The 25041-nt window shown below is 54.0% G+C and carries 27 protein-coding genes; 2 read left to right on the forward strand and 25 right to left on the reverse strand.

Annotated elements, in window-relative coordinates; genetic code table 11:
* Positions 1-37: 37 nt before the first annotated feature.
* The 23 genes from KVT34_RS06135 to KVT34_RS06245 form a co-directional block, all read right to left on the reverse strand.
* Positions 38-694 carry a ribonuclease HII gene (locus KVT34_RS06135; RefSeq protein ID WP_217557583.1) on the reverse strand — a complete coding sequence of 219 codons (657 nt, stop codon included), beginning with the start codon at positions 692-694 and terminating at the stop codon, positions 38-40.
* Positions 695-807: 113 nt separating this feature from the next.
* Positions 808-1680, reverse strand: a complete 873-nt coding sequence (gene ylqF, locus KVT34_RS06140; protein WP_217557585.1) for a ribosome biogenesis GTPase YlqF — start codon at positions 1678-1680, stop codon at positions 808-810.
* Between the two features lie 36 nt (positions 1681-1716).
* A complete protein-coding gene (gene lepB / locus KVT34_RS06145) occupies positions 1717-2352 on the reverse strand; it encodes a signal peptidase I (RefSeq protein ID WP_217557586.1) in 636 nt (211 codons plus the stop codon).
* An 82-nt stretch (positions 2353-2434) separates the two neighbouring features.
* Positions 2435-2776: a 50S ribosomal protein L19 gene (gene rplS, locus KVT34_RS06150; RefSeq protein ID WP_009673374.1), complete on the reverse strand. Its 342-nt coding sequence runs from the start codon at positions 2774-2776 to the stop codon at positions 2435-2437.
* A 215-nt stretch (positions 2777-2991) separates the two neighbouring features.
* Complete coding sequence (gene trmD / locus KVT34_RS06155) at positions 2992-3780, reverse strand: tRNA (guanosine(37)-N1)-methyltransferase TrmD (protein ID WP_217557588.1); 789 nt, start codon at positions 3778-3780, stop codon at positions 2992-2994.
* Positions 3777-4298 carry a ribosome maturation factor RimM gene (rimM, locus tag KVT34_RS06160; protein ID WP_217557590.1) on the reverse strand — a complete coding sequence of 174 codons (522 nt, stop codon included), beginning with the start codon at positions 4296-4298 and terminating at the stop codon, positions 3777-3779. Before rimM ends, trmD begins: the two co-directional genes overlap by 4 nt.
* Positions 4299-4477: 179 nt before the next feature.
* Positions 4478-4708 (reverse strand): KH domain-containing protein, encoded by a 231-nt coding sequence (locus tag KVT34_RS06165; RefSeq protein ID WP_042232812.1) that lies wholly within the window; start codon positions 4706-4708, stop codon positions 4478-4480.
* A 27-nt stretch (positions 4709-4735) separates the two neighbouring features.
* Entirely contained in the window at positions 4736-5008 is a 273-nt protein-coding gene (rpsP, locus tag KVT34_RS06170) for a 30S ribosomal protein S16 (protein WP_042232810.1), read from the reverse strand.
* Between the two features lie 52 nt (positions 5009-5060).
* Positions 5061-6422, reverse strand: a complete 1362-nt coding sequence (gene ffh / locus KVT34_RS06175; RefSeq protein ID WP_042232808.1) for a signal recognition particle protein — start codon at positions 6420-6422, stop codon at positions 5061-5063.
* An 89-nt stretch (positions 6423-6511) separates the two neighbouring features.
* A complete protein-coding gene (locus KVT34_RS06180) occupies positions 6512-6862 on the reverse strand; it encodes a putative DNA-binding protein (RefSeq protein ID WP_217557592.1) in 351 nt (116 codons plus the stop codon).
* Between the two features lie 208 nt (positions 6863-7070).
* Positions 7071-8060: a signal recognition particle-docking protein FtsY gene (gene ftsY, locus KVT34_RS06185; RefSeq protein ID WP_217557594.1), complete on the reverse strand. Its 990-nt coding sequence runs from the start codon at positions 8058-8060 to the stop codon at positions 7071-7073.
* A 142-nt stretch (positions 8061-8202) separates the two neighbouring features.
* Entirely contained in the window at positions 8203-11781 is a 3579-nt protein-coding gene (gene smc, locus KVT34_RS06190) for a chromosome segregation protein SMC (RefSeq protein WP_217557596.1), read from the reverse strand.
* A gap of 435 nt (positions 11782-12216) precedes the next feature.
* Entirely contained in the window at positions 12217-12918 is a 702-nt protein-coding gene (rnc, locus tag KVT34_RS06195) for a ribonuclease III (protein WP_042232802.1), read from the reverse strand.
* A 21-nt stretch (positions 12919-12939) separates the two neighbouring features.
* Entirely contained in the window at positions 12940-14175 is a 1236-nt protein-coding gene (gene fabF / locus KVT34_RS06200) for a beta-ketoacyl-ACP synthase II (RefSeq protein ID WP_217557598.1), read from the reverse strand.
* Between the two features lie 116 nt (positions 14176-14291).
* The gene (gene acpP / locus KVT34_RS06205; RefSeq protein ID WP_042232799.1) at positions 14292-14525 is read right to left on the reverse strand and encodes an acyl carrier protein; all 234 of its coding nucleotides are present in this window, start codon (positions 14523-14525) and stop codon (positions 14292-14294) included.
* Positions 14526-14628: 103 nt separating this feature from the next.
* Positions 14629-15369, reverse strand: coding sequence for a 3-oxoacyl-[acyl-carrier-protein] reductase (gene fabG / locus KVT34_RS06210; RefSeq protein WP_217557600.1), 741 nt, complete (start codon positions 15367-15369; stop codon positions 14629-14631).
* A gap of 38 nt (positions 15370-15407) precedes the next feature.
* On the reverse strand, positions 15408-16334 hold the full coding sequence (gene fabD, locus KVT34_RS06215) for an ACP S-malonyltransferase (RefSeq protein WP_217557602.1): 927 nt from the start codon (positions 16332-16334) through the stop codon (positions 15408-15410).
* A gap of 26 nt (positions 16335-16360) precedes the next feature.
* A complete protein-coding gene (locus tag KVT34_RS06220) occupies positions 16361-17347 on the reverse strand; it encodes a beta-ketoacyl-ACP synthase III (protein ID WP_254634631.1) in 987 nt (328 codons plus the stop codon).
* Positions 17348-17356: 9 nt separating this feature from the next.
* Positions 17357-18346, reverse strand: a complete 990-nt coding sequence (gene plsX / locus KVT34_RS06225) for a phosphate acyltransferase PlsX (protein ID WP_217557604.1) — start codon at positions 18344-18346, stop codon at positions 17357-17359.
* On the reverse strand, positions 18330-18944 hold the full coding sequence (fapR, locus tag KVT34_RS06230) for a transcription factor FapR (protein ID WP_217557606.1): 615 nt from the start codon (positions 18942-18944) through the stop codon (positions 18330-18332). Before fapR ends, plsX begins: the two co-directional genes overlap by 17 nt.
* Before the next feature lie 201 nt (positions 18945-19145).
* Complete coding sequence (gene rpmF, locus KVT34_RS06235) at positions 19146-19319, reverse strand: 50S ribosomal protein L32 (protein WP_009673368.1); 174 nt, start codon at positions 19317-19319, stop codon at positions 19146-19148.
* A 33-nt stretch (positions 19320-19352) separates the two neighbouring features.
* Complete coding sequence (locus KVT34_RS06240) at positions 19353-19868, reverse strand: YceD family protein (protein ID WP_217557608.1); 516 nt, start codon at positions 19866-19868, stop codon at positions 19353-19355.
* 59 nt (positions 19869-19927) lie between these two features.
* Positions 19928-21112 carry a SepM family pheromone-processing serine protease gene (locus KVT34_RS06245; RefSeq protein ID WP_217557611.1) on the reverse strand — a complete coding sequence of 395 codons (1185 nt, stop codon included), beginning with the start codon at positions 21110-21112 and terminating at the stop codon, positions 19928-19930.
* A 129-nt stretch (positions 21113-21241) separates the two neighbouring features.
* On the opposite strand from KVT34_RS06245, the gene KVT34_RS06250 reads away from it, so the two are divergent.
* The gene (locus KVT34_RS06250) at positions 21242-22696 is read left to right on the forward strand and encodes a sporulation protein (RefSeq protein ID WP_217557613.1); all 1455 of its coding nucleotides are present in this window, start codon (positions 21242-21244) and stop codon (positions 22694-22696) included.
* 49 nt (positions 22697-22745) lie between these two features.
* On the opposite strand, the gene coaD is transcribed toward KVT34_RS06250, so the two are convergent.
* Positions 22746-23261, reverse strand: coding sequence for a pantetheine-phosphate adenylyltransferase (coaD, locus tag KVT34_RS06255; RefSeq protein ID WP_217557615.1), 516 nt, complete (start codon positions 23259-23261; stop codon positions 22746-22748).
* A gap of 30 nt (positions 23262-23291) precedes the next feature.
* Entirely contained in the window at positions 23292-23858 is a 567-nt protein-coding gene (rsmD, locus tag KVT34_RS06260) for a 16S rRNA (guanine(966)-N(2))-methyltransferase RsmD (protein WP_217557617.1), read from the reverse strand.
* Positions 23859-24366: 508 nt separating this feature from the next.
* Between rsmD and KVT34_RS06265 the strand changes: the two genes are divergently transcribed.
* Positions 24367-24594 (forward strand): helix-turn-helix transcriptional regulator, encoded by a 228-nt coding sequence (locus KVT34_RS06265; RefSeq protein ID WP_217557619.1) that lies wholly within the window; start codon positions 24367-24369, stop codon positions 24592-24594.
* Positions 24595-25041: the final 447 nt, after the last annotated feature.

The raw sequence follows: 25041 nt of genomic DNA on the forward strand, positions 1-25041 counted from the left end.
TTCGCGTTCTTTATGTATATATCGGCCGGAACCCCGATTAAAATAACTCCTGCTGCATAACCATGACATTACGGATAAAAAGCTTCCGGTGCAGAGGCGTCGGCCCGTATTCGATCAGCATTTCCCTATGCTGCCGGGTCGCGTACCCCTTATGCTTGGCAATGCCGTATTCCGGATGCAGCTTATCCCATTCCCGGCACATCCGGTCCCGGGTAACTTTGGCGATAATCGAGGCAGCCGCAATCGACTGGCTCGTCGCATCCCCGTGAATGATCGCCATCTGCCGGGTATTCAGATCCACTTGTTCCGCGTCGACGAGCAAAAAATCAGGCGCAGGGTTCAGCTTCTCCACCGTCCGTTTCATGGCCAGCCTGGAAGCTTGTTTAATGTTGATTTCGTCAATCGTTTTTACATCTATCGTACCGATGCCTACGGCAATCGCTTCTTTCATGATCACATCATACAATTCTTCGCGTTTTTTCTCGGAAAGCTTTTTGGAATCATCCACGCCTTCCAGAATTAAACCCTGGGGCATAATAACGGCGGCCGCAACGACATCTCCGAATAAACAACCGCGTCCGACTTCATCCACACCCGCAATAAGGGAGTAGCCTTTCTCCCATAATCCTGTTTCTTCATGAAGCATGGCTGCAATCCCCTCCCATTCTCCATTATACCGGAAATAACGACACATTGTCCCACATAAACAACAAAAAACGTGCGACCAATCCTCTCCGTTTTCGAAGAAGACTGTGCACGTTTAGCTGCTTTGTCCTACTACTTGGCTGTAAAAAGACAGCCGGCACCTTAAAGATACTCTGCCGGCACTTCCAGCGAAACCCGTCCTAACTTGCCGGAACGAAGTTCACGCAAAAACAGCAAGGAGGTCTTCTCGAGATCGACGCGTCCGCCGCTGATTATAGCTCCGCGCTTTCGGCCGATAGCCTCCATTACCTCAATGACTTCGTTAGGATTCTCGCTGTCCTCGGGAAGCTCCTCGATTCCGTAGCGTTCCTTAAGACGTTCACCGTAATACTCGGACATGTATCGGATCGTATGAAAGGCGATATCGTCAAGATGCAGAATTTCTTCCTTAATCGCACCCGTTGCCGCCAGCTTCATACCCACGTTCTGGTCATCGAATTTGGGCCACAAAATTCCCGGTGTATCGAGAAGGTCCATATCCGTTCCGAATTTAATCCACTGCTGGCCTTTCGTAACACCCGGTTTATCGCCGGTGTTCGCAATTTTCCGTCCTGCCAATTGGTTAATCAGAGTGGATTTCCCCACGTTCGGAATCCCCACAATGAGTCCCCGTATGGCCCGAGGGTTGATGCCTTTACGAAGCTGGGTTTCGATTTTGGCGCTCATGAGTTCTTTGCATTTCGGCAAAATCTCTTTCACGCCGGTACCGGTGCTGGCATCAATCGCCAGCGTTTTCAAGCCCCGTTCCGTAAAAAACCTCACCCATTCCGCCGTAATGGCCGGGTCCGCCAAATCCGTCTTGTTCAGAAGAACGAGACGCGGCTTTCCCTTCAGAATATCATCGACCATGGGATTGCGGCTTGACATCGGGATTCGTGCGTCAAGCAGCTCGATCGTAACGTCAATGAGCTTGAGCTTATCTTCGATTTGTCTTCTTGCCCGGGTCATATGACCGGGAAACCATTGAATCGTCATTCTATCACCTCTGCATACAAAACGTGCACTTCTTCATCAGAAGTGCACGAAACCTGCTTTATTTAGGGGCCAGAACACCAGATCCGCACGCCCGACTATTTTGTCGTAGGCTACGAACCCGACTTCCGCAAAGCGGCTGTCTTTGCTGTTGGAGCGGTTATCCCCCATCACGAAAACAGACTTGTCCGGCACTTTGATTTCCGTCGTGCCCTCGCTGCCCGGTTCAGGGAAATTGCGCCTGTTATAAGCATGCCCTTCTTTTACCGCATTATCTATGGCTTCTTTTATGTAAGGCTCTTCAATGACCTTATCGTTGACATATACCTTGTCGCCGTCCACCTTGATCGTTTCTCCTGGCAGAGCCACGACACGTTTGATATAATCGATGCCTTCCGGCGCATGAAGTACGATGACTTCGCCCCGTTTCGGTTCACTGAATTTATACTTGATCTTATTTACGATTAAGCGTTCACCCGTATGAAAGTTCGGTTCCATGGAGGGACCTTCGACGATGAAGGGGGCAAACAGCAGCCAACGAATCAAAAATACAAGAACGGCAGCGATAAGCAGGGCTTTGATCCATTCCCATGCTTCCTTTTTTACGGGATTTTTCGCCGGGGCTGCCACATTTTCGGTTTCGGCCGAAACTTCCTGCTCTCTTCTCTCCATCATCCAAACCCCATTTCTTGATCAAATGAACATGAGCTTTTATGAAACTAAAAGGGGACTTGAAAACAAGCCCCCTCGGTCTTTATTATCGAATTTCTTTAATTCTAGCCGCTTTACCGCGAAGACCGCGCAGGTAGTAAAGTTTCGCACGACGAACTTTACCACGACGAGCTACTTCAATCTTTTCAATCTTCGGAGAATGAAGCGGAAGTGTTCTTTCCACGCCAACGCCGTAAGAAATTTTACGAACTGTAAACGTTTCGCTGATTCCGCCGCCGCGACGCTTGATCACGACACCTTCGAACAGCTGAACGCGCTCGCGGGATCCCTCGATTACTTTTACAAATACTTTCAAAGTATCGCCGGGACGAAAGCTCGGGATATCAGAACGCAATTGTTCTTTCGTAATTTCCTGAATGAGATTCATTTAAGATTCCCTCCTTCCACAATAGGTGTTCATTCCGCCATCTCTTAGCTGTCAAACCATGTTTGTATGCGTAGAGGACCACCCGATTCGAACAACACAACATTGGATATTCTATCATACGTTCAACAGAAAAACAACCATAATCGTTCGTATTTTCTGTTTTGGTAGAAAAGATTCGGAACGGCTGCAAAAAGAACCGAATTTTCGGTTGATTTTCAGCCCTGCCGTCCCTCTTCCTCGGCCATTTTTTCACGCAGCCAGCGTTTCTCTTTGTCCGTCAGCTCGGCATTCTCAAGCAGTTCGGGTCTGCGTTTGAACGTGCGGTAAAGCGACTGCAGCCGGCGCCATTCGGTAATATTCGCGTGGTGGCCCGAAATCAGTACATCCGGTACGGTCCATCCCCTGAATTCAACGGGACGCGTGTAGTGAGGGTACTCCAGGAGGCCTGTGCTGAAGGAATCCGTCACCGCCGACTGCTCGTTACCCAGTACGCCGGGAAGCAGACGCACGACACTGTCGATCACCACCATGGCCGGAAGCTCTCCGCCCGTGAGCACATAGTCGCCGATAGACAGCTCGTCCGTCACGAGATGCTCCCTTATCCGTTCGTCGTAGCCCTCATAGTGCCCGCAAATAAAAATAAGATGTTCTTCCCGGGACAACTCTTCCGCCTTGCGCTGGGTAAACGTCTCCCCTTGGGGACACATCAGAATGACACGAGGCTTGGCTCCAGTCGAAACCGGCTCCCCGGCCGTTTCCGGGCCGCTCGAAGTCACATCAAGCAGGGACTCTACCGCCGCAAAGATCGGATCCGGTTTAAGCACCATTCCCCCGCCGCCGCCATAAGGATAATCATCCACCGTGTTGTGCTTGTTGCCTGCAAAATCCCTGAAATTAACGGTGGACAAATTTACAATGCCTTTTTCCCGGGCTTTGCCTAAAATGCTCGACGTAAATACGCCTTCAAACATGGCGGGAAACAAAGTCAGCACGTCTATGTTCATAAATCGAGCAGCCCCTCCAGAAGATGAACCGTTACGATCTTCTCTTCCACGTTCACATCCAGCACCACGTCGTCGATCACAGGGAGGAGCAGCTGTTTTTTATTCGGCCTGCCTACTACCCAGACATGGTTCGCGCCCGGCGTCAAAATTTCCTGAATCGTGCCGAGTTCTTCGCCTTCTTCAGTCAAGACCCTGCAGCCTAAAATCTCGTGATAATAGTACTCGTCCTCATCCAGACTTTCCAGATATTTTTCTTCGACCCGCAGCAGGGAGCTCTTGAAACCTTCAACCTCGTTGATGTGAGAAAACTCCTTGAACTGAGCGATGTACATATTTTTGTGCAGTCGTGTGCTTTTAATGGTTACCGGTGTAAGTTTACCTTTGGCATCCTCGATGACCAGCTTGCTGCCGTTTGCAAAGCGCTGCTCGGCAAAATCCGTGTGCGGCACAATTTTCAGTTCTCCTCGCAGACCGTGCGTATTGACGATGGTCCCGACCGTATATAATTTATCGCTCATATGCGTATTTTTCCACCTCTGTCCCGTTTCCATACTTGTCCGATCCCGGACGCCGAAAATGATCAAAACCGGTTTCCGTCCGCCTGTCCGGTCTTGTTCCGCGCACGCCCTTCCGGCAGGAAACGGTTTCTCGTGTTCAGATGCAAGAAAAAGGCTAGGAATGATCCTAACCTTTTCCTCTATGACATAATTTCAACGGTAACCCGTTTGTTTTCCTTAACTGCAGCTGACGTGACGACAGTGCGAAGAGCTTTGGCGATACGCCCCTGTTTGCCGATAACTTTACCGACATCACCCGGGTGTACGGACAGTTCATAAATGACACTGTTCTCGCCTTCCACCGCATTCACACGCACGTCTTCCGGATGATCCACGAGTGCCTTCGCGATAACGGTAATGACCTCTTTCATAAAGACCTCCGAAATGCCTGGGTAGGATTACTTCTTCAGCTTAGACTCGTGGAACTTGGTCATAAGACCTGCTTTGCTGAACAGGGAACGAACCGTATCGGACGCTTGCGCGCCGTCTTGGAGCCATTTCAGTGCTTTCTCCTCGTCGATTTTAACGACTGCAGGTTGAGCTACCGGGTTATAGTAACCGATCTCCTCGATAAAACGTCCGTCACGCGGAGAGCGGGAATCGGAAACAACTACACGATAAAAAGGAGCTTTGTGAGCACCCATACGCTTCAAACGAATGCGAACTGCCATTGAATATCACCTCCCACATAGAATAAACGCATTGTATCGAGACCGCCGGTCGTTAACCGAACGGAAACTTGAACCCTTTGCCCAGCTTCTTCATGTTCTTCATGGCTTTGGGATTCATCATGCCCGAGAACTGCTTCATCATTTTGCGCATATCTTCAAACTGCTTCAGCAGCCGGTTGACATCCTGAACGGAATTGCCGCTGCCGAGCGCGATGCGTTTGCGCCGGTTGGCATTAATGATTTCAGGCTTGCGTTTCTCTTCCTTCGTCATCGATTTAACGATGGCCTCGACACGGCCCATCTGCTTATCGTCGACTTTCAGATCTTTCATGCCTTTCATTTTGCCGGCTCCGGGGAGCATATCCAGCAGCTGGTCCAGCGGACCAAGCTTCTTCACCTGTTCCATTTGTTCGAGGAAATCGTCGAACGTGAACTCGGCATTACGCATCTTGCGTTCCATTTCCTTGGCTTTATCCGCATCGATGCCCGCCTGCGCCTTCTCGATCAAGGTGAGCATATCGCCCATGCCGAGAATCCTCGAAGCCATACGCTCCGGATAGAAAGGCTCCAGGGCGTCCATTTTCTCGCCCATTGCGGCGAACTTGATGGGACAGCCGGTAACGGCTTTGACGGAAAGTGCGGCACCGCCGCGCGTATCGCCGTCGAGCTTCGTCAGAACGACACCCGTCAGTTCCAGCTGCTTGTGGAAGCTTTCGGCCACGTTGACGGCATCCTGCCCCGTCATCGCGTCGACGACCAGCAGCGTTTCGTGCGGGCCGACGGCTTCGCGCACATTTTTCAGCTCATCCATAAGCGTTTCGTCAATGTGCAGCCGTCCGGCCGTATCGACGATCACGTAGTCGTTGTTGTTGTCCTTGGCGAACTGAAGCCCGTTCTTTGCGATCTCGACGGGGCTAACCTGATCGCCCATCGAAAACACGGGAACCTTCAGCTGCTCGCCCAGTACCTGCAGCTGCTTGATGGCAGCGGGCCGGTAAATATCGCCGGCAACCAGCAGCGGCTTGTGATTTTGCTTCTGCAGCATTTTAGCCAGCTTGCCGGACGTTGTCGTTTTACCCGCACCCTGCAAACCGACCATCATAATAACGGTAGGCGGTTTGTTCGCTTTGGCCAGCTTCGTGTGCGTTCCGCCCATAAGGTCGGTAAGCTCTTTGTTTACGATGTCGATGACGACCATGCCGGGGGTGAAGCTTTTCATCACGTCTTGTCCGACCGCGCGCTCTTTCACCTTGGCGATGAAGTCTTTGACTACTTTGAAGTTAACGTCGGCTTCCAGAAGAGCCAGACGCACTTCGCGAAGCGCCTCGCTCACGTCTTCTTCCGTCAGCTTGCCTTTGCCCCGGAGTTTGTCGAATACGCCCTGCAGCCTGCCGGTTAATCCTTCGAATGCCATCTAAACCGCCTCCTTCCTGCTTCTTTCAATTGCTCTGAACTTCGTCTTGCTTCTTGTATAGGTTCTCTGCCTCGGCAGAGTTATTCGTTCTATTCCATATGAACGATCCGGCGCATATAATCCGCGGCCCGGTCCGCAAGGTCGCCCGGCGACTGGAGGAGTAGCTCCTCCGCTTCGCTCAGAAGCTTCAAGCGGCGTTCGTGTTTGGTCAGCAGCAGAAGTTTGCTCTCGTAATCTTCGAGCATCTGCTCCGCACGTTTCACATGTTCGTAAACAGCCTGGCGGCTGATCTTGAATTGCTCGGCGATTTCTCCGAGAGAGTAATCGTCGTGAAAGTACAGTTTAAGCACAGCCTGCTGTTTGTCCGTCAGCATGGGCTCGTAGAAATCAAACAGAAGATTAATTCGGTTCGTTTTCTCCAGAATACGATCTTCCGTCATAGGGCCCGCCTCCGTCAAGGTTATGCACTTTACACCAGCAACAGTCCTTATATTAAAGGATGTCGGATGGGATGTCAAGCCCTACACCTTGTCAGCCAAAAAATTCGCGGTGCCGCGAATTAAGACCTTCGAAAAGACTCGTGCGCAAGCACCTTCAAGCAAACAAACAATGCCAACCGTACGGGTTTCAGCCCGGATCGGAGGCCTGTTAAGCCTCCTCTTTTTCCTCGGCGATCCATTTGCCGAACAGCGCATGAACGAACTGCTCGGAATCAAACGGCTGCAAATCGTCCATTTTCTCGCCCAGTCCCACGAATTTGACGGGAATGTTCAGCTCCTGCCGGATCGCAACCACGATGCCGCCTTTCGCCGTACCGTCCAGCTTCGTTAATACGAGACCGGTCAGACCGGTTTTGTCGCCGAACATTTTAGCCTGCTGAAGAGCGTTCTGACCCGTCGTGGCGTCCAATACGAGCAGCACTTCATGCGGAGCGTCGGGAACTTCCCTGCGGATTACCCGGTAAATCTTGTTGAGCTCCTCCATCAGGTTCACCTTGTTCTGCAGACGTCCCGCCGTATCGCAAAGCAGAATGTCCGCTCCGCGGTTTTTCGCGGCCTGCACGGCGTCAAACATAACAGCCGCCGGGTCGGAACCCGCCTGCTGCTTGATGACGTCCACGCCTACACGCTGCCCCCACGTTTCAAGCTGCTCGATCGCGCCGGCCCGGAACGTATCGCCTGCGGCCAGGATGACTTTTTTACCCTGCGATTTGTACATATGCGCCATTTTACCGATTGTGGTCGTTTTACCCACGCCGTTGACGCCGACGAACAAAATAATGCTCAGCCCGCCCGGAGCCAGCTTAATGCTGCTGTCTTCGCTGCCCTTCAGGAGCTCCGTCAGCTTCTCGGATAGCACCGGTTGAAGGTCGTTCGGATCTTCGATCTTACGTTTGCGCACTTCGCCGCGCAGCTGCTCGATCAGCTCCATGACCGTGCTTACCCCGACGTCGGCGCCGATCAGGATTTCTTCCAGCTCTTCGTAAAATTCCTCGTCGATTTTTTTGCGGCGGCTGAACAGATCGTCCACACGGTCCACGAAGACATTGCGCGTTTTGGTGAGACCTTCTTTAAATTTATTCGTTACCGCCTCGGTTTTGCTCGAAATGCTCTCTTTTAGCCGTTTAAAAAAACTCATCTGAAGCTGTTCCTCGCTTTCTGAAATGGCTCTTAAAGAGCCTGAAAAGTGGCTGGTGAACATACACGTTTATATAACCGGATTTACCGCCCGTGAAATCAAATTCCCGGACGGCACTTGTTTCCGGAATCGCCGTTTCTCGTCAAGAGGCGGAAATCATCGCTTCCTCGTCTTCAAGCCGTACCGATACAAGCTTGGAAACGCCGCCTTCTTCCATCGTAACCCCATACAGCACATCCGCTTCCTCCATCGTTCCCTTGCGGTGCGTGACCACGATAAACTGGGTCGTTTCGGAGAATTCGCGCAAATACTCGGCAAAACGGGTCACGTTCGCTTCGTCCAGCGCCGCCTCGACTTCGTCGAGCACGCAGAACGGAACGGGTTTGACGCGCAGAATCGAGAACAGCAGCGCAAGCGCCGTGAGCGCTCTTTCCCCGCCGGAGAGAAGCTGCAGGTTCTGCAGTTTTTTACCCGGAGGCTGGGCTACGATCTCGATGCCCGTCTCCAGCAAGTTTTCCGGATCGGACAAAATCAGATCCGCCCGGCCTCCGCCGAACAGCTTCACGAATACGACCACGAAATGGGAGCGTATCGCATCGAAGGTCGTTTTGAAGCGCTTCGACATTTCCTGGTCCATCTCCCGGATCACAGTGTAGAGCGTTGTTTTCGCCTCCACCAGGTCGTCCTTCTGGACCGAGAGAAAATCGTAACGCTCGGATACGCGGGCGTATTCCTCGATCGCGCCCAGGTTGACATCGCCCAGCGAAGAGATGGAGCGCTTCAGATCGCGCACCTTGTTCTGGGCTCCGGTGATATCTTCGGGCACCGGGTAGCGCTCTTTGGCAAGCTCATAGCTCATCTCGTACTCTTCGCCGAGCTTTTTGAGCAGGTTCTCCAGCTCCACGTCCAGCCGGTTCACACGTACCTCGTGCTGCAGGCACTGCTCCTCCACCTGCTTGAGCTGCGTACGCTGTTCGCGGGTCTCGTTCTCGGCCTGTTGGAGCTTGTCCACCCAACCCGAGCGTTCGGAACGCTTGAAGTCGATGTCTTCCATGCATTTCTGCTTGCGGAGTTTCAGCGTATTGAGCAGTTCCACCTGCTTGACGCTTTCTTCCGCATGGAACTCCATCTCCGCGCGAAGCTGCCACAGCTGGCGGCGGTTCATCTCCAGCTCCTGCTTCGCTTCCGCGAGATCCTGCTGGAGCCTCCGCTGCTGATCTTGAAGCGACTGCTTCTCCTGCGAAGCGGAAGCGACGCGAACCTTGAGATCCGTCAGTTGGTTCTGCAGTTCCTCCTTCGCCGATTCGTTCGCTTTGCGTGAAGACTCGGCGTCCCGGATGGCCTGCTGGAGCGCCTCCTCTTCCTGCTGCAGTTCTTCGAGCTGCCGGCGGTTTTCTTCGATGCTGCGCTCCTGCTGACCGCGTTCCTCAAGCAGCGTCGAACGGTCGTCGCGCTCCAGCGTCAGCTGCTCCTCCATGCGGCGCACTTCCGCTTCAAGCGGAGCCAGATCCGCGCGGATTTGCTGTTCTTCGATCCGCTTCTGCTCACCGCGCCCTCGCAGCTCTTCCAAATTCGCATTGTCGTCGACAATCTCTTTGCGGGCCTGGGAAGCTCTTGTCTTGAGCTGCTGAAGCTGCGTCTCCGAAGCTTTGATTTCGCCGTCAAGCTCTTCGATCTGCCGCTGGCGGCCGAGCAGATTGGAGCTTTTTTTCTGCAGACTGCCGCCCGTCATGGAACCGCCCGGGTTAACGATGTCTCCTTCAAGCGTGACGACACGGTACCGGTAATGCGCTTTGGCGGCAATCCGGTTCGCATCTTCCAGCGTTTCCGCAATAATAACCGTACCCAGTAAACTGGAAAAAATATTGTGATACTGCGCATCGAATTTAATCAAGTCAACCCCGATGCCGACGAACCCGTTCGAAGACGTCAGCGCACCTCGCTCACTTTCGCCGATCGAACGTCCCCGGATGACATCCATGGGCAGAAACGTCGCGCGCCCCATCTGCCTGCGCTTCAGGAAAGCAATCGCTTCGCGGCCGTAAGCTTCCGTCGCCACGACGATATTCTGCAGGGCTCCGCCGAGAGCCGTTTCCACGGCCAGCTCGATTTCCGCCGGCACGCTGACAAGCTCTGCGACGGCTCCGTGGATCCCTTTGAGCCCGTCGGGACGGTTCTTTGCTTTTAACACTTCCTTAACGCCGTGCATAAAGCCGTCGTAATCGTTCTGCATTTCCTTCATCGTGTCGCGCCTGGATGTGAGCGCGTCGATCCGCTGTTCCCATTTGCGCAGCATGCCGGACGATTCTTCCAGCAAAGTCTGCTTCTTCTTGAGGCTTTCGCTCAAATCGAGATAAGCGGAGCGGATCTTCTCGACTTCTTTACGGGTCTGCTCCAGTTTTGTTTCAAGCTGCTTCTTGCGGGCGGCGATATCGGACTGCAGAGCCGTCCTCTTCTGCCCTTCTTCTTCCAGCTTTTGAAGCCGCCGCGCCAACGATTCGAGCTGCTGCTCCGCATAACGGATTTCGTTGCGGCACTGCGCCATCGCATTCATTTTATCGAGAAGCTCGGATTTCAGCTGATCCTCCACGCCCGAATTCAAGCCGCCGCTTACCCCCTGGAGACGATTCTCCTCTTCGGACAGCTTGGCTTGATACTCGAACAGCTGCGCGCCGATATGTACGATTTTCTCACGGTGCCCGGCCAGCTCCGCTTCTTTCTCCGAAAATCTCGTTTCCTGAAAAACGATGGTCTGCTCCAGCTGCTGTTCGTTGGAAGCGAAATTTTTCTTCCGTTCCTTGAGCACCTCGCCATGGCCTTCGCATTTTTCGAAATCCTCGGAAATTTGCAGCAGGGTTTCCTGAAGCTTCTCCAGTTCTTCCTCCAGCCGTTTCGTTTCCCAGCGGTGTTTCTCCAATTGGGCATCGTGCTGGCTGACAAATGTGGATAAGCTGAGCTGCTCCTTTTTCAAAGCGGTAAGCTTCTCGTTTGTCTCCGACCAGGAGACATAGATCTGATCGATCTGGTGAACGTATACGGCGATTTCGCTGTGCTTCAGTTCTTCCTTCAGCTCTTTGTAGCGGATCGCTTTCTCGGCCTGCTCCCGCAAGGGATTGATCTGATCTTCCAGCTCCGTAACGAGGTCATGAATGCGCAGAAGATTCTGTTCGGTTTCCTGAAGCTTCTTCTCCGACTCTTTCTTGCGCGATTTATATTTGACGATTCCGGATGCTTCCTCAAAAATACTGCGGCGCTCTTCCGATTTATTGCTCAAAATTTCTTCGATCCGGCCTTGGCCGATAATCGAATACGCCTCTTTGCCGATTCCCGTGTCCATAAACAGTTCGGTAATGTCTTTCAGCCTGCAGGACTGCTTGTTGATAAAATATTCGCTGTCTCCGCTCCGGTGCACACGCCGGCTGACCGTCACCTCGTTGTAATCGAGAGGCAGCGACTGGGACGTATTGTCGAGCGTGAGTGACACTTCGCCGTAATTAACGGCTCTGCGCGCGTCGCTGCCGGCAAAAATAACATCTTCCATCTTGCCGCCGCGCAAACTCTTCGCGCTCGTTTCCCCCAGCACCCAGCGGATGCCGTCTGAAATGTTGCTCTTCCCGCTGCCGTTCGGGCCGACTACAGCCGTAATTCCTTTGACGAACTCCAGCTCCGTGCGATCCGCGAACGACTTAAATCCGGATAATTCAATCCGCTTCAAAAACATAGATTCTTTTCACCTCAAAACTTTGCGGTCAGCAAAGTTACTTCGTAAGGACTGCTAAACTTTGAGTGGAGCAAAGTTACTTTATATGCGACGCCGGCTTTTTCGCAAGAAGAGCCGCTTTGTAAAAATGGGCGGGCTGCGTTCACAACCCTCCTGACTGCCTAAGCTTACGGTCAGGCAGGGCGCCTTGGAGTCGTCAGGCTTAACAACCCCTCTGACAGACTATCCGGTCTCTGTTCAATTATTTTTCAAACCGGGGAATTTATCCCCATAAAAGACTGCGGCCCGGCGCTAACCCAGCCTCTATTGTACCATATCCCGCGTTCAAAATAGAGCGCAAAAGAAAAGAGCAGCTCCTGGGCTGCTCTTTCTCTGCTTTATAGGACGGCGCGCCCGGAGACGATACTCCGCCGCGTCAGCCTGCTTGCTGCGCTTCTAACGCTCCATGGGCACATTCAGCTTCGTCAATGCCTGGGAAGCCGCCTGCTGTTCCGCTTCTTTCTTGGAACGTCCGGCCCCTTTGCCGAGCTGTTTGGCATCCATGTAAACCTCAGCCACAAACTCTCTCTCGTGAGCCGGACCCCGCTCTTCCACGATACGGTATTCGAGCGCTCCCATATTGTGGTGCTGGGTATGTTCCTGCAGCTGCGTCTTATAATCGATCACGAGCAGCTTGCCCTCCGCCGATACATAGGGAAACACATGCTGCTCCAAAAAGAGCTTAACCGCTTCAAGCCCCTGGTCCAGGTACAGCGCTCCGATAAAAGATTCGAAAACATCGGCAAGAAGCGCGGGACGCGAACGGCCTCCCGTCATTTCTTCGCCTTTGCCGAGCTGTACGTAACTCCCGAAATTGAGCTTCTCCGCAAAGTTCACTAGCGAAGGTTCACAAACGATCGACGCCCGAAGCTTCGTCAGCTCTCCCTCTGTGCGGTGCGGATACTTGAAATACAAGTATTCCGACACCGTTAGTTCCAAAACGGCATCACCCAAAAACTCAAGACGCTCATTGTCCTGATAATTCGCCATCCGGTGTTCATTCACATAGGAAGAGTGCGTAAAAGCCTGCCTAAGCAAATCGAGGTCTTGAAAGCGGATCTCCATGTCGGCTAGAAGCTGATTGACGTCTCGGTTCATGTTCTCACCACCGGCCGGTTGTTAGGCTTGATATTTTTTCAAAATAATCGTTGCGTTATGTCCGCCGAACCCGAAGGAGTTGGACATGGCCACCTGAACGTCGCTCTTGCGGGGAACGTTCGGCACGTAATCCAGGTCGCATTCCGGATCCTGGTCGTCCAGGTTAATCGTAGGTGGAATGATACCGTTTTCGAGCGTAAGCCCGCAAATAACGGCTTCAACGCCTCCGGCCGCACCCAGAAGATGACCGGTCATGGATTTCGTCGAGCTGACAGCGACTTTGTAAGCATGTTCGCCCAGCGCTTTCTTGATGGCAGACGTTTCGGACTTGTCCCCGACCGGCGTACTCGTACCGTGCGCATTGATGTAGTCGATGTCTTCCGGCGCGATGCCAGCGTCCTTGATCGCTTTGACCATGCAGCGGGCCGCTCCGTCCGGATCGGGCTCCGTCATATGATGCGCGTCGCCGCTCATTCCGTAGCCGATGACTTCGGCGTAGATGTGGGCACCGCGCTTCTGTGCGTGCTCAAGCGACTCCAAGACGAGGATACCCGCGCCCTCGCCCATCACGAAGCCGTCACGGCCCGTGTCGAAAGGACGGCTCGCCTTCTCAGGCTCGTCGTTGCGGGTGGACATTGCACGGAGCGCGCAGAAGCCGGCCACGCCCGTCGGGCTGATGGTCGCTTCGGCTCCGCCGCAGATCATGACATCGGCGTCTCCGCGCTGAATGAGTTTGAACGAATCTCCGATGGAGTGCGTTCCGGTCGCGCAAGCGGTAACCGCCGTGCTGTTCGGACCCTTCGCTCCGGTAATCATCGAGATTTGGCCTGAAGCCATATTCGCGATCATCATCGGAATGAAGAACGGGCTGACCCTCTTCGGTCCTTTTTCAAGCAAAATCTTATGCTGTTCTTCCCAAGTCGACAGGCCGCCGATTCCGGAACCGACATAAACGCCGACCCGCTCGGGATCCGTATCTTCCTGTATGTTCAAGCCGGAGCTCTTCAAGGCGTTGATGCTGGCCGCAACCGCAAACTGCACGAAGCGGTCCATTTTTCTTGCTTCACGTTTATCTATATAATCTTCGGGGTTGAAATCTTTGACGGATGCGGCGATGCGCGTCGGATACTCGCTTACGTCGAAGCTCTCGATAGCGCTGACACCGGATTTGCCCGCAAGCAGATTGCCCCAGAAAGTATTCACTTCTTGACCCAGGGAGCTCATAACTCCAAGTCCTGTAATAACAACTCTATTCACGTGTACCACCTCTGAATTAAGGGTGTTTTCTCTCGCTTTTTCTACGTTCAGAAAATGAGGAGAAGTCCCGCCTTTATGAGAACGGGACTCTTTTTAGAACGGGACTCCAAAGATTTTTACGTATGAGATTTTATGTAATTCACTACTTCTCCCACAGTCGTAATCTTCTCAGCATCTTCGTCGGAAATCTCCAGATCAAATTCATCTTCAAGTTCCATAACCAATTCTACAACATCGAGAGAATCAGCACCTAAATCTTCTTTGAAAGACGCTTCAAGGGTAACTTCAGACTCTTCTACCCCTAAACGGTCGATGATAATTTTCTTTACGCGATCTAGTACGTCGGACATCCGGCTCACCTCCTCCTTGGTATTATACGAGAATACGAATCAAAATGCCATACTTGTCTAAGCGGGACAACCGCCGACTGCGGCACAGGCCCCGTAGGGCGTTTTACATGTACATGCCGCCGTCGACGTGAAGCGTCTGGCCGGTCATGTAGGAACCTTCGTCCGAAGCGAGGAAACGGACGATTTTCGCGATATCCTCAGGCTTGCCGAGCTTGCCGAGCGGAATTTGCTGCAGAAGGGATGCCTTCTGCTCTTCCGGCAGCTTGTCGGTCATATCGGTGGAGATGAAGCCCGGCGCTACCGCATTAACGGTAATCCCGCGGGATGCAAGCTCCTTGGCGGACGCCTTCGTGAGACCGATAACGCCCGCTTTGGCCGCCACGTAATTGGCCTGCCCGGGGTTGCCGAGCACGCCCACGACGGACGAGATATTGATAATGCGGCCCGAACGCTGTTTCATCATGGGGCGGGTCGCCGCTTTGGTGCAGTTGAAAACGCCTTTGAGATTGGTCGCGATGACGATGTCAAAGTCTTCCTCTTTCATCCGCATAATGAGATTATCCCGGGTAATTCCGGCATTATTCACCAGTATGTCCAGACTGCCCAAGGCTTCAATCGTCTGCTTGACAAGATCTTCGGCTTCCTGGGAATTGCTGACATCGCCGCGCAGCTTAACCGCGCGTCTTCCCATCCCCTCGATCTCTTTAACGACTTCTTCCGCAGCTTGCTCGCTGCCCGCATAGTTGACTGCCACATCGGCCCCGCTTGCGGCAAGCTCCAGGGCAATCGCACGGCCGATTCCGCGGGAAGCTCCGGTAACGAGCGCCGCTTTACCACTCAGCATGGCTTGTCCTCCCACTACATCATGAATTTGTGTGACGCTTAAATCTCGGCTTGAAGCGCCGCTTCCAGGCTGTTGACGGAAACGACTTTCACGCTCCGGCTGACTTTCTTGATCAGGCCGGCAAGCACCGTTCCCGAGCCGATCTCGACGAAGGTGTCCACACCCTGCTCGATCAGCCACGCGACGGTGTCTTCCCACAGCACCGGAGAATACACCTGGCGGACCAGAAGGCCCTTGATCTCATCCGGCGAAGTGACCGGACGCGCCGTCACGTTAGCCACGACGGGCACGATAGCTTCCTGCAGGCTGACGTCCGCAAGCACGTCCGCCAGCTTCTCCGATGCCGGTTTCATCAGCGAGGAGTGGAACGGCCCGCTCACTTCGAGCGGAATCGCCCGTTTCGCGCCGATTTCCTTGGCGCGGTCCACGACCGCCTGCACGCCTTCGCGGGTGCCGGAAACGACGATTTGGCCCGGGCAGTTGATATTGGCCAGCTCGACTGCGCCGGTTTCGGCGCTGACGGAGCGGCAAAGCTCGTCAAGCGCTCCGCGCTCGGCTCCCAGTACGGCAGCCATCGCGCCTAGCCCGCCCGGTACGGCCTGCTCCATGAACTCGCCGCGCGCCCGCACGGTGCGCACGGCATCCTCGAAGCCGAGCACGCCGGAAGCTACCAGCGCGGAATACTCGCCCAAGCTGTGACCGGCCGTAAAGTCCGGCACGATGCCTTTTTGGCGGAACACTTCCAGATAAGCCACACTCGCGGTAAGCAGAGCGGGTTGTGTATGATACGTGATTTTCAGTTCATCCTCGGGTCCCTCGAATATAAGAGAGGATAAGGAGTATCCAAGCGCCTTGTCAGCCTCGTCGAAGACACGCTTCGCCCCTTCATGAGCGGCATAAGCATCCTTCCCCATGCCGACGGACTGGGCCCCCTGTCCCGGAAATACAAAAGCTATCTTGCCCATAAACGACAGTATTCCCCTTCCTCGTTTTACCAGACCAGTACGGACGCTCCCCAAGTCAGTCCGCCGCCGAAGCCGACCAGTACCGTCGTGTCGCCTTCTTTAAGACGGCCCTGCTCGGCAGCCTCCGCCAGCGCTACCGGAATGGAAGCGGCCGACATGTTGCCGTAGCGGTCCAGGTTGATCATGCATTTGTCCTCGGTCAGCTCCAGACGGTTGAGCGCGGATTGGATAATCCGGATGTTCGCCTGGTGCGGAATCAGAAGATCGATATCGTTCTTGTGAAGTCCCGCTTTGCGGAGCGCTTCTTCCGCGGCCGAGCCCATGATGCGGACCGCGAATTTGAACACTTCGCTGCCGGCCATATAAATGTAATGAAGACGCTGATCAATGCTTTCGGGAGTCGCCGGGTTGCGGGAACCGCCGCCGGCGATCTTCAGAAGCTCCGCTCCGGAGCCGTCCGCTCCGAGTTCAAAGGACTTGAAGCCGCGTCCTTCCGGCACCGCGCCGATCACGACCGCCCCGGCTCCGTCGCCGAACAGAATGCACGTGTTGCGGTCCGTGTAATCCGTGATCCGCGACAAGGTATCCGCTCCAATGACCAGGGCATACTTGTAAATACCGTTCGCGATAAAATTGGACGCGTTGGCCAAGCCGTAGATAAAGCCGGCGCAGGCTGCGGCCAAATCGAAGGCCGCCGCGTTCTTGGCGCCCAGCTTCTCCTGCAGAATGCACGAAGCCGATGGGAACGCCATATCGGGCGTAACGGTAGCCACAATGATCAAATCCAGCTGATCCGCCGTAATTCCGGCCTTTTCAAGCGCAATACGTGAAGCCTCAAGCGCCAAATCGGAGGTTGCCTGCTCGGGAGCCGCCATTCTCCGTTCCCGGATTCCGGTGCGCGTCACGATCCATTCATCGTTCGTCTCCACCATAGTTTCCAGTTCCTGATTCGTCAAAACCCGATCAGGCACATATTTACCCGTGCCCAGAATGCCTACAGGAATGCCATTCATTAGGACCACTCACTTCCCGTTCTTGATTTCAGTAGCGATTGCGCCGACCAAGTCGTTCTGCAGCGCCGTTCTCGCCTGGCGCACGGCGTTCTTGATCGCCTTCTCGTCGGACGAGCCGTGGCTTTTTAGCACGAGCCCGGTTAATCCGAGCAGCGGAGCCGCTCCGTGCTCCGTGTAATCGAACATTTCCTTGAAAGCGGACAAGCCCGGTTTCAGCACGGCCGCGGCCAGTTTGGTCAGCGTCGTACGGGTAAGTTCGGTTTTCAAAGCGGAGAAAATGGCTAGTGCCGTCCCCTCCATCGTTTTCAGCATAATGTTGCCGGCAAATCCGTCGCACACGATAACGTCGCATGTGGCGTGGAGAATGTCGCGGGACTCGACGTTGCCCACGAAATGTACGGGAGCTTGCTCCAGCAGCGGATACGCCGCCTTCGTAAGCTCATTCCCTTTCTTCGCTTCCGTGCCGATGTTCAGCAGACCTACGCGCGGACGGTCAATGCCGTGAACCTTGCTTCTGTAAATACTGCCCATAATGGCGTATTGGAGCAGATTTTCCGGACTGGAGTCCATGTTTGCTCCCAGGTCAAGCGCGAGAACACCTCTGCCGTCCAGCGTCGGGATCATCGGCGCGAGAGCCGGTCGCTCGATGCCGGGTACCCGGCCGACGACGAGAAGCCCCGTCGTCATAAGGGCGCCGGTGTTACCGGCCGAAATCATCGCGTCGGCTTCGCCTTCCTTGACCAGCCGGCCCGCGACGACCATCGAGGCGTCCTTCTTGCGGCGGACGGCCCGGACGGGCTCGTCCTCGGCTTCGATGATCTCGGAGGCGTGGATAACGCGAAGATTCGAGGGGCGCTCGGTAAGCAGCGCCTCGATCTTCGCCGAATCGCCGACGAGCAGAAGCTCGACATCGGCCCATTCCTTGGCTGCCGCCAGAGCCCCTTCCACGACGACTGCCGGGGCGTGGTCGCCGCCCATTGCGTCAATTGCGATCCGCATTGGCTTGCCCACCTTCTGTTCGTAGTTGTTCTTTCTTGGAGTGAAAGATGACGAAGCTGCCTTCGAAAACAACCTCGTCTCCGATAAACGTCTGCACCTCCACTTTGGCTTTTCCCTTCGACAGGGACTTGACGTACGCTTTCGCGATACATTTCTCGCCAAGCATGGCAGAGCGGATAAACCGGATGTCGGCCGAAGCGGTAAGCGCGATCGGATCGTTGATGACCGCAACGGCGAGCGAATTGGCCTGAGCGAAAATATGATGCCCACGCGCGATTTTCGTACGGGAAAAAACATGGTCTTCGGTCAGTTCAAACATGGAAATGCCGCTCTTGTCAAGCTGCAGATCGATGATCTCCCCGATCACTTCATCAATGGGCAAGGAACGCACCTGGTCGTAGGAACGCTCCGCCATATGCTTGATCCGTTCGCGCAGCTCGGGTATCCCCAGCTCGAGACGGTCCAGTCGAACGGTTTGAATGCTAACCTGAAACTTGCGCATTAATTCTTCATCCGTCAGAAACGGATTATCTTCAATTGCCTGCAGCAGCTGCTGCTGACGAGTGCGTTTCGGAAGACGTTCGATGACAAGCACCACCCTGCTTGTGGAGACGGCCGGTAATATGGCCTCCTCTTATTACCTAGTACTAAAAGTAGTATATATAATTTGCGTACAAAAGGGAAGCCTTGCGGGTAAATCCGCCCCGCTCCTCCCTTTACCGGAGTTTCGCTCCCAGCTTTTGGGCAAAAAAAATAGCACCTCACCTAAGATGAAGTACTATTTGTCAGCTTAATAAAATTAAGCTTGTACGATTTCTCTGCCTTTGTATGTGCCGCAGTTTTTGCAAACGCGGTGAGAAAGCTTCAGTTCTCCGCACTGCTCGCACTTAACCATGCCCGGAACTTCCAATTTGAAGTGGGTACGGCGCTTGTCGCGGCGGGTTTTGGATGTTTTTCTGAACGGTACTGCCATGAATTCCACCTCCTTAACGTAATCCCCATATCCCTACGAGTTGAAAAAATCAGCCAGACCGGCCAGTCTCGGGTCGATCCGTTCGTTCTTGCAGCCGCAGTCGCGTTCGTTGCGGTTCGTTCCGCATTCGGGACAAAGCCCTTTGCAGTCTTCCCGGCAAACCGGCGCCAGCGGCAGCTCAAGCTGTATATTCTCTTCAATGTAAGGGTTCAATTCCACTTTATCTTCGCGAACCAGATGGACGATCTCGTCCTCATCCTCGGAAGCCTGCGCTTCCACTTCCGGCTTCGAAGTAAAAATTTCCCGAAAGGGAATGTTCAACGTCTGCTTGAACGGAGTCAAACAACGGGAACAGCCAAACTCAAGCTCGACGGAAACACGGCCGGTTACTTCCACGACGTCGGACGCCGCTTTCGCCTCCAGATCCGTAACGATCGGTCCTGCGGACAAAATATCCTTGCGGCCCTTCAGCAGCGTTTCACTGTTAAGCAATTCGCGGATGGCAACAGGCTGTCCTTTGACCATGATGTCTTTCAGTTGAATCCACATGTTTTTATCACCTCAAACAAACAAAGATAATTATAGCTATTATTCTTCCGGTTTGTCAATCATTTCGGAGGAAGCTCCGCCAAATACTTTAGGGCGTCGTCCATCGTCTCGACGGGAACGATCTTCATCTTCGTTCCGATTTCCTTGGCGCGGGCCAAAGCATCCGTATAATTGTAGATCGTGCCTTTGTCTGTTTTGAGATCCTGGGGAGCAAAAAAGATCTCGGCTCCTTCGCGGTCGGCCGCGATGACTTTATGCTTGATTCCGCCGATAACGCCTACTTTGCCATCCGTGTCGATCGTTCCGGTTCCCGCGATTTTGTGCCCCTTCGTGATGTCCTCGGGAAGCAGCTGGTTATAAATCTCCAGGGAAAACATCAGACCTGCCGAAGGCCCGCCTATTTCGCCCGCTTTAATGGTCACTTGCTTGGAGGGATCGTCCGCCTGGACACTTTGCATTTCGGCCATCGTAATCCCGATTCCCACGCGGCTCTTGCCCGTGTCTTTATCGGGTGGCAGCTTGGCCAGCGTGAGCGGAGCCGTCATCTCTTTATCCCCACGGATGAAGGTCAGCGTAACGGTGTCTCCTTCTTTCTTATTTTCCAAAAAGGCGAAAAGGTCCTGAGAAGTTTTGATGTCCTTCTCGTCCGCTTTGGTGACCTTGTCTCCGGCCTGCATGACTTTTTCCGCGGGAAGACCTGGCGAGAGGCCCGTAACCATGACGCCCTCCCCTCTTATATGGAAAGGAACGCCCGCCTTCTTGTAAGCGGTCTGGATTGCGTCGCTTTGGGAAGTCAGCATGACGAACTGCTGCTGCTGGCTGTAATCTTTCTCGGACATCCCCCGGAGGACGTCTTTCTTAAGCTGAAGTTCGTCATATTTGTTGGCCAGGGACCACAGATACGTCACCACGTTCGCATTGGCCACGCGGACCGTAACGAGCATAAGCGAGCCTTTCTCATCGGTATTGTCGCTCTTGGGAACGCTGACCATCGGGTGAACGGCCTCAGCCGAACCGGGCATATAAATAAAAAAGGGCAGGGGAACGTAAAACAGGATAACAAAACAGAGAAATCCGACAAGAAGCGACGTAAAAAAACGTCTGGAACCCCTCTGCGGACGCGCCCTGCGGATGACGGGGCTCTCCCGGACTTCGTCCCCGTTCTCGAAGCCGGCTTCCCGTTCGCGTTCTTCTTGTTCCCTATCTTCGGTGTAACGCTGGTTTTCATGATCTTTGTCGTTCATTTCAAGGGTTCCCTCCCGTTCCGTTTCCGAAAATCGGAGAATGGATGTTTGTTAGTGTATGCGGGGCGGGCTTGGTCTAAACATCTTCGGTCCGGCGTACACATGTAGCAAACGAATCGAGGTGTTTACATGCCGAAATCCCTAACGCACCGCGGAAGCGGGTATCGTACCACGCTCCTGCTCGGCAGTCTTGCGGCCGCCCTGGTCGCGTCGATTATCGCTTTTCCGGACAAGGCGCTCCAGGCATCCCTGGAGGGCATCACGATCTGGTGGAACATCGTATTCCCGGCGCTGCTGCCGTTTATGATTCTTACCGAGCTGCTGCTCGGTTTCGGTGTCGTGCACGCCCTCGGCACCCTGCTGGAGCCGCTCGCACGGCTCCTGCTCCGTCTGCCGGGCACGGGCGGCCTGGCGCTCGCCGCGGGAGCCTTGGGCGGCTTTCCGAGCGGCGCCCTCTTCACGGCCAAGCTCCGCGGCCGGAAGCTGCTTACGCGCGGCGAAGGCGAGCGCCTGCTGGCGCTGTCGCATCTGGCAAGCCCGGTGCTGATCGTCACTGTGATCGGCACCGGGTTCCTGCACAGCCCGCGCCTGGGGCTGCTGCTGGCCGGCGTGCATTACGGCGGCGCGCTGCTGCTCGGCTTCGTGCTGCCGCGGCAGAAGAAGCCGGCGGGTGCGCCCGCGCCGGGACAGCCCGAATCCGCGGACGGAGCCGGGGATTCGGGGGGAGCCGCCGCCGGGGGCGCCGGGGAGCCTGCCCGCACGCACGCGGGGCCGGGCGACGCGCCGGGGCGTGCCGTGCGGGCGGACTCGCCTGCGCCCGGCCGCGGCGAGGCGGCGCCCGTTAAGCGCCGCGAGGCCGGGAGCCGGGCTTCCGGCGCTCCCCTGTGGCGGCAGGCCGCAGGCAGCCTGGCCCGCGCCCGCAGCGAGGACGGCCGCGCGTTCGGCCAACTGCTCGGCGAGGCCGTCACGGCTTCGGTGCAGTCGCTGATGGTCATCGGCGGCTATATTATGATTTTTTCGGTCATCATTCACATGCTGACAATGCCCGATATGCTCCAAGCCGCCGGCGGACTCCTCGGACTGCCCGTAGGGCCTGACCTGCTGCATCATCTGGCCTCCGGCTTGTTCGAGCTTCACTTGGGCGCTCATGCCGCGGCCGGAGAACAGGCACTGCCACAGAGCATCAAACTCGCCTTAATCGCGGCTTTTCTCGGGTTCGGCGGGTTATCTTCCCACGCCCAGGCCCTTAGCGCCGCCTACGGCGCCGGTCTGCGGTATCTCCCTTTTCTGATGGCGCGCCTGCTTCATGCCTGCTTTTCATACCTGCTTGTTCTTCTGTTATGGCGTTTCACAAGCGGGTTGTTTCCAACTGTATCTTCCGGGCGGCAAACGCTCGAAGTCTCGGGAACACTCCCCCCTATAGCTGAAACAGGAGAAAGGTTTTTGTTTTCTTCCTTAAGCGTTTGGATGCCTGCCTTCGCGCAGCTTGGCCTTCTTCTGCTCGTGCTGGCTGCGGGCTGCATTCTGTCCTACGCACTGCATGCATTTGCGCAGCGAAGACTCCATGCGGGACCTAAAGCCTGACAAGCCCATAAAAGGAGGAGGAAGCCTGCGCCCGGCAGCCTTCCTGGTCCTACGGTTGCCGTGTGCTTGCGGCAAATTTCAATTTCAGCTCTTCTTCCACTTCCCGGGGAACAAAATGGGAAACCGGACCGTGAAAACGGGCAATTTCTTTTACAATGCTGGAGCTGAGGAACGAATACTGCGGCGAAGAGGTCATAAAGAACGTTTCGACTTCTTCATTTAATTTATTGTTCATCGTCGACAACTGCAGCTCGTACTCGAAATCGGAGACCGCCCGAAGTCCCCGGACAATAATATGTACATCTTTGGATTCCATGTAGTTGATCAAAAGATCCCGGAACCCGTCCACCTCGACGTTCGGAATGTCCCTTGTTACTTTTGTTAAAAGCTCAATCCGTTCTTCCAGCGAAAACAAAGGATTTTTCGACGTGTTATTCAGTACGGCTACGATTAATTTGTCAAAAACTTTTGCCGCCCGGCGGATAATGTCCAAATGGCCGTTCGTCACGGGATCGAAGCTTCCCGGATAAACCGCTATTTTCAAGCGTGGTTTTTCCTGATGCACAGCTGTGTCAGCTCCTTCTTCATGTTCGGTTCAGTTCAGCCCGGTGTTTTCAAAAGTGTACAAGGTCACGGCCGTATCCCCGTAATCGGCTCGCCGCTGCATGACAAAACCCTCGAAAACCTCAGGAAGCTTATCCGCGGCGTCATGTTCCACCACGATCGTCGCCCCCTGCTCGAGCAGTCCCGATCCCTTCATCTTTAGCATAAGTTCTCCGGTAATTTTAAACCGGTAAGGCGGGTCCAGGAAAACAAGCCCGAACTGCTTCCCCCGTTTTTCCAGAGCTTTCAGTGCCCGTCCCGCATCAGTGCGGTATATTTCCGCACGATCCGTAAATCCGGTAACCTCCAGATTGTGGCGCACGGTATCCAGACTTTTTTTCTCCAGGTCGATAAATATGCATGTGTCCAGCCCCCGGCTCAAAGCCTCTATCCCGAGGCCGCCGGTGCCGGCGAACAGATCCAGCCCCGCGCCCCCGTCAAAGTAAGGCCCGATCATCGAAAAGATCGCCTCCTTGACCTTGTCGGTCGTCGGACGCGTGCTCATCCCGGGTACGGCTTTTAAAGAACGGCCCCGGGCACTTCCAGAAATTACTCTCATGCGCTGAATTCCCCACTGTCATGTTCTTGTCGGTTTTCTGTTATCGTACCACAATCTTTGTTCGTTGCACAAAAAGGCTTGAAAAAAATTTCCTGTCCGGGTATAGCCTGTCTTTTTTTCGGATATCCTTGAATTATCGACATCAAAAGTGTCGTAGACAACCGCGGAGAAGACTTACGTTTCCCCATAAGCTCTTCGTCCGGTTTCTCCTCTCCCATGAAAGGCCCTCGTAGTGATACGGGGGCCGATTTTTATTTTAAAACACAAGTAAATCAAGGATATTTCAAATAATCTAGGCTGATTTTATTTCACTCTAAACGTCAAAAACGGCAAAAAAGGCGGCAAGTCATTTGTTTTCTGCTGTGCCATGCGCTTTTGTTCATATAAAAAAATTTACCGTTTCTTCTATAGATATGCACCTATTTGACAGGGTCGTTTACCTGTTTGAAATAAGCATGATACAATTTACCAGACACCATGAATTTGTTCGCGAAGGAGGTACGTTTCTTTGGCGCTCCGGATTGAGAGGAGCCGCTTACCCGAACTCCTGGCGCAAGCCGGAATGACACAAACTCAACTAGCCCGACGACTCGATGTTTCGGATGCCTTTATCCATAAGGTCGTAAAAGGAGATCGACATTTGTCTTTGACCAAATCAAAGGAAGCCGCGATAATCCTCGATTGCAGTATTGATGACCTTTATGAATGGGTGGACGAACAAGGTAAGTGGTGGTAGAGCGATTTATGCTCTCTCTCCATACGGATGTTTTGACCCAATAAGGTCAAATGGTTTACAATTACTGCAAACGAATTAGGGCGGTTGAAAATGAGAAAGAGGTTCGACGAAGGCGAACTCGGCGGCCATATGATCGCCTTGGGCCTGCTATGTTACGCGTTTGGTATCCTGCTCTTATTGTTACAGGGGTGGAACGAATAAATTAGATAGAGGTGTGTCACTTGCCATACATTATTATTCGATCAAATCGAGTAGTAGCCGAATGTCTCACCGAACTTGAAGCACAAGAATATATAAGGAAAACCGGTGAACCCGAGAAATATTCAATCTTTCGATTCGTCCCTCGAAAGTGATGAAAAAAAGCTCCCGGCCAATAGGCGCGGGGGCATTTTCGTATAATACAGAAAGTCTCAAATCATATGGATATAGTTCCCTGCATCTGGTAAA

Source organism: Paenibacillus sp. GbtcB18 (assembly GCF_019091125.1).
Classification (GTDB): Bacteria; Bacillota; Bacilli; order Paenibacillales; family NBRC-103111; genus Paenibacillus_F; species Paenibacillus_F chitinolyticus.

Excerpts from the sequence above, each read along its gene's own strand:
- KVT34_RS06135 (WP_217557583.1), bottom strand. The coding sequence starts at position 694 with ATGTGTCGTTATTTCCGGTATAATGGAGAATGGGAGGGGATTGCAGCC.
- ylqF (WP_217557585.1), bottom strand. The coding sequence starts at position 1,680 with ATGACGATTCAATGGTTTCCCGGTCATATGACCCGGGCAAGAAGACAA.
- lepB (WP_217557586.1), bottom strand. The coding sequence starts at position 2,352 with ATGATGGAGAGAAGAGAGCAGGAAGTTTCGGCCGAAACCGAAAATGTG.
- rplS (WP_009673374.1), bottom strand. The coding sequence starts at position 2,776 with ATGAATCTCATTCAGGAAATTACGAAAGAACAATTGCGTTCTGATATC.
- trmD (WP_217557588.1), bottom strand. The coding sequence starts at position 3,780 with ATGAACATAGACGTGCTGACTTTGTTTCCCGCCATGTTTGAAGGCGTA.
- rimM (WP_217557590.1), bottom strand. The coding sequence starts at position 4,298 with ATGAGCGATAAATTATATACGGTCGGGACCATCGTCAATACGCACGGT.
- KVT34_RS06165 (WP_042232812.1), bottom strand. The coding sequence starts at position 4,708 with ATGAAAGAGGTCATTACCGTTATCGCGAAGGCACTCGTGGATCATCCG.
- rpsP (WP_042232810.1), bottom strand. The coding sequence starts at position 5,008 with ATGGCAGTTCGCATTCGTTTGAAGCGTATGGGTGCTCACAAAGCTCCT.
- ffh (WP_042232808.1), bottom strand. The coding sequence starts at position 6,422 with ATGGCATTCGAAGGATTAACCGGCAGGCTGCAGGGCGTATTCGACAAA.
- KVT34_RS06180 (WP_217557592.1), bottom strand. The coding sequence starts at position 6,862 with ATGACGGAAGATCGTATTCTGGAGAAAACGAACCGAATTAATCTTCTG.
- ftsY (WP_217557594.1), bottom strand. The coding sequence starts at position 8,060 with ATGAGTTTTTTTAAACGGCTAAAAGAGAGCATTTCGAGCAAAACCGAG.
- smc (WP_217557596.1), bottom strand. The coding sequence starts at position 11,781 with ATGTTTTTGAAGCGGATTGAATTATCCGGATTTAAGTCGTTCGCGGAT.
- rnc (WP_042232802.1), bottom strand. The coding sequence starts at position 12,918 with ATGAACCGAGACGTCAATCAGCTTCTAGCCGACATGGAGATCCGCTTT.
- acpP (WP_042232799.1), bottom strand. The coding sequence starts at position 14,525 with ATGTCCGACGTACTAGATCGCGTAAAGAAAATTATCATCGACCGTTTA.
- fabG (WP_217557600.1), bottom strand. The coding sequence starts at position 15,369 with ATGCTGAGTGGTAAAGCGGCGCTCGTTACCGGAGCTTCCCGCGGAATC.
- fabD (WP_217557602.1), bottom strand. The coding sequence starts at position 16,334 with ATGGGCAAGATAGCTTTTGTATTTCCGGGACAGGGGGCCCAGTCCGTC.
- KVT34_RS06220 (WP_254634631.1), bottom strand. The coding sequence starts at position 17,347 with ATGAATGGCATTCCTGTAGGCATTCTGGGCACGGGTAAATATGTGCCT.
- plsX (WP_217557604.1), bottom strand. The coding sequence starts at position 18,346 with ATGCGGATCGCAATTGACGCAATGGGCGGCGACCACGCCCCGGCAGTC.
- rpmF (WP_009673368.1), bottom strand. The coding sequence starts at position 19,319 with ATGGCAGTACCGTTCAGAAAAACATCCAAAACCCGCCGCGACAAGCGC.
- KVT34_RS06240 (WP_217557608.1), bottom strand. The coding sequence starts at position 19,868 with ATGTGGATTCAACTGAAAGACATCATGGTCAAAGGACAGCCTGTTGCC.
- KVT34_RS06245 (WP_217557611.1), bottom strand. The coding sequence starts at position 21,112 with ATGAACGACAAAGATCATGAAAACCAGCGTTACACCGAAGATAGGGAA.
- KVT34_RS06250 (WP_217557613.1), top strand. The coding sequence starts at position 21,242 with ATGCCGAAATCCCTAACGCACCGCGGAAGCGGGTATCGTACCACGCTC.
- rsmD (WP_217557617.1), bottom strand. The coding sequence starts at position 23,858 with ATGAGAGTAATTTCTGGAAGTGCCCGGGGCCGTTCTTTAAAAGCCGTA.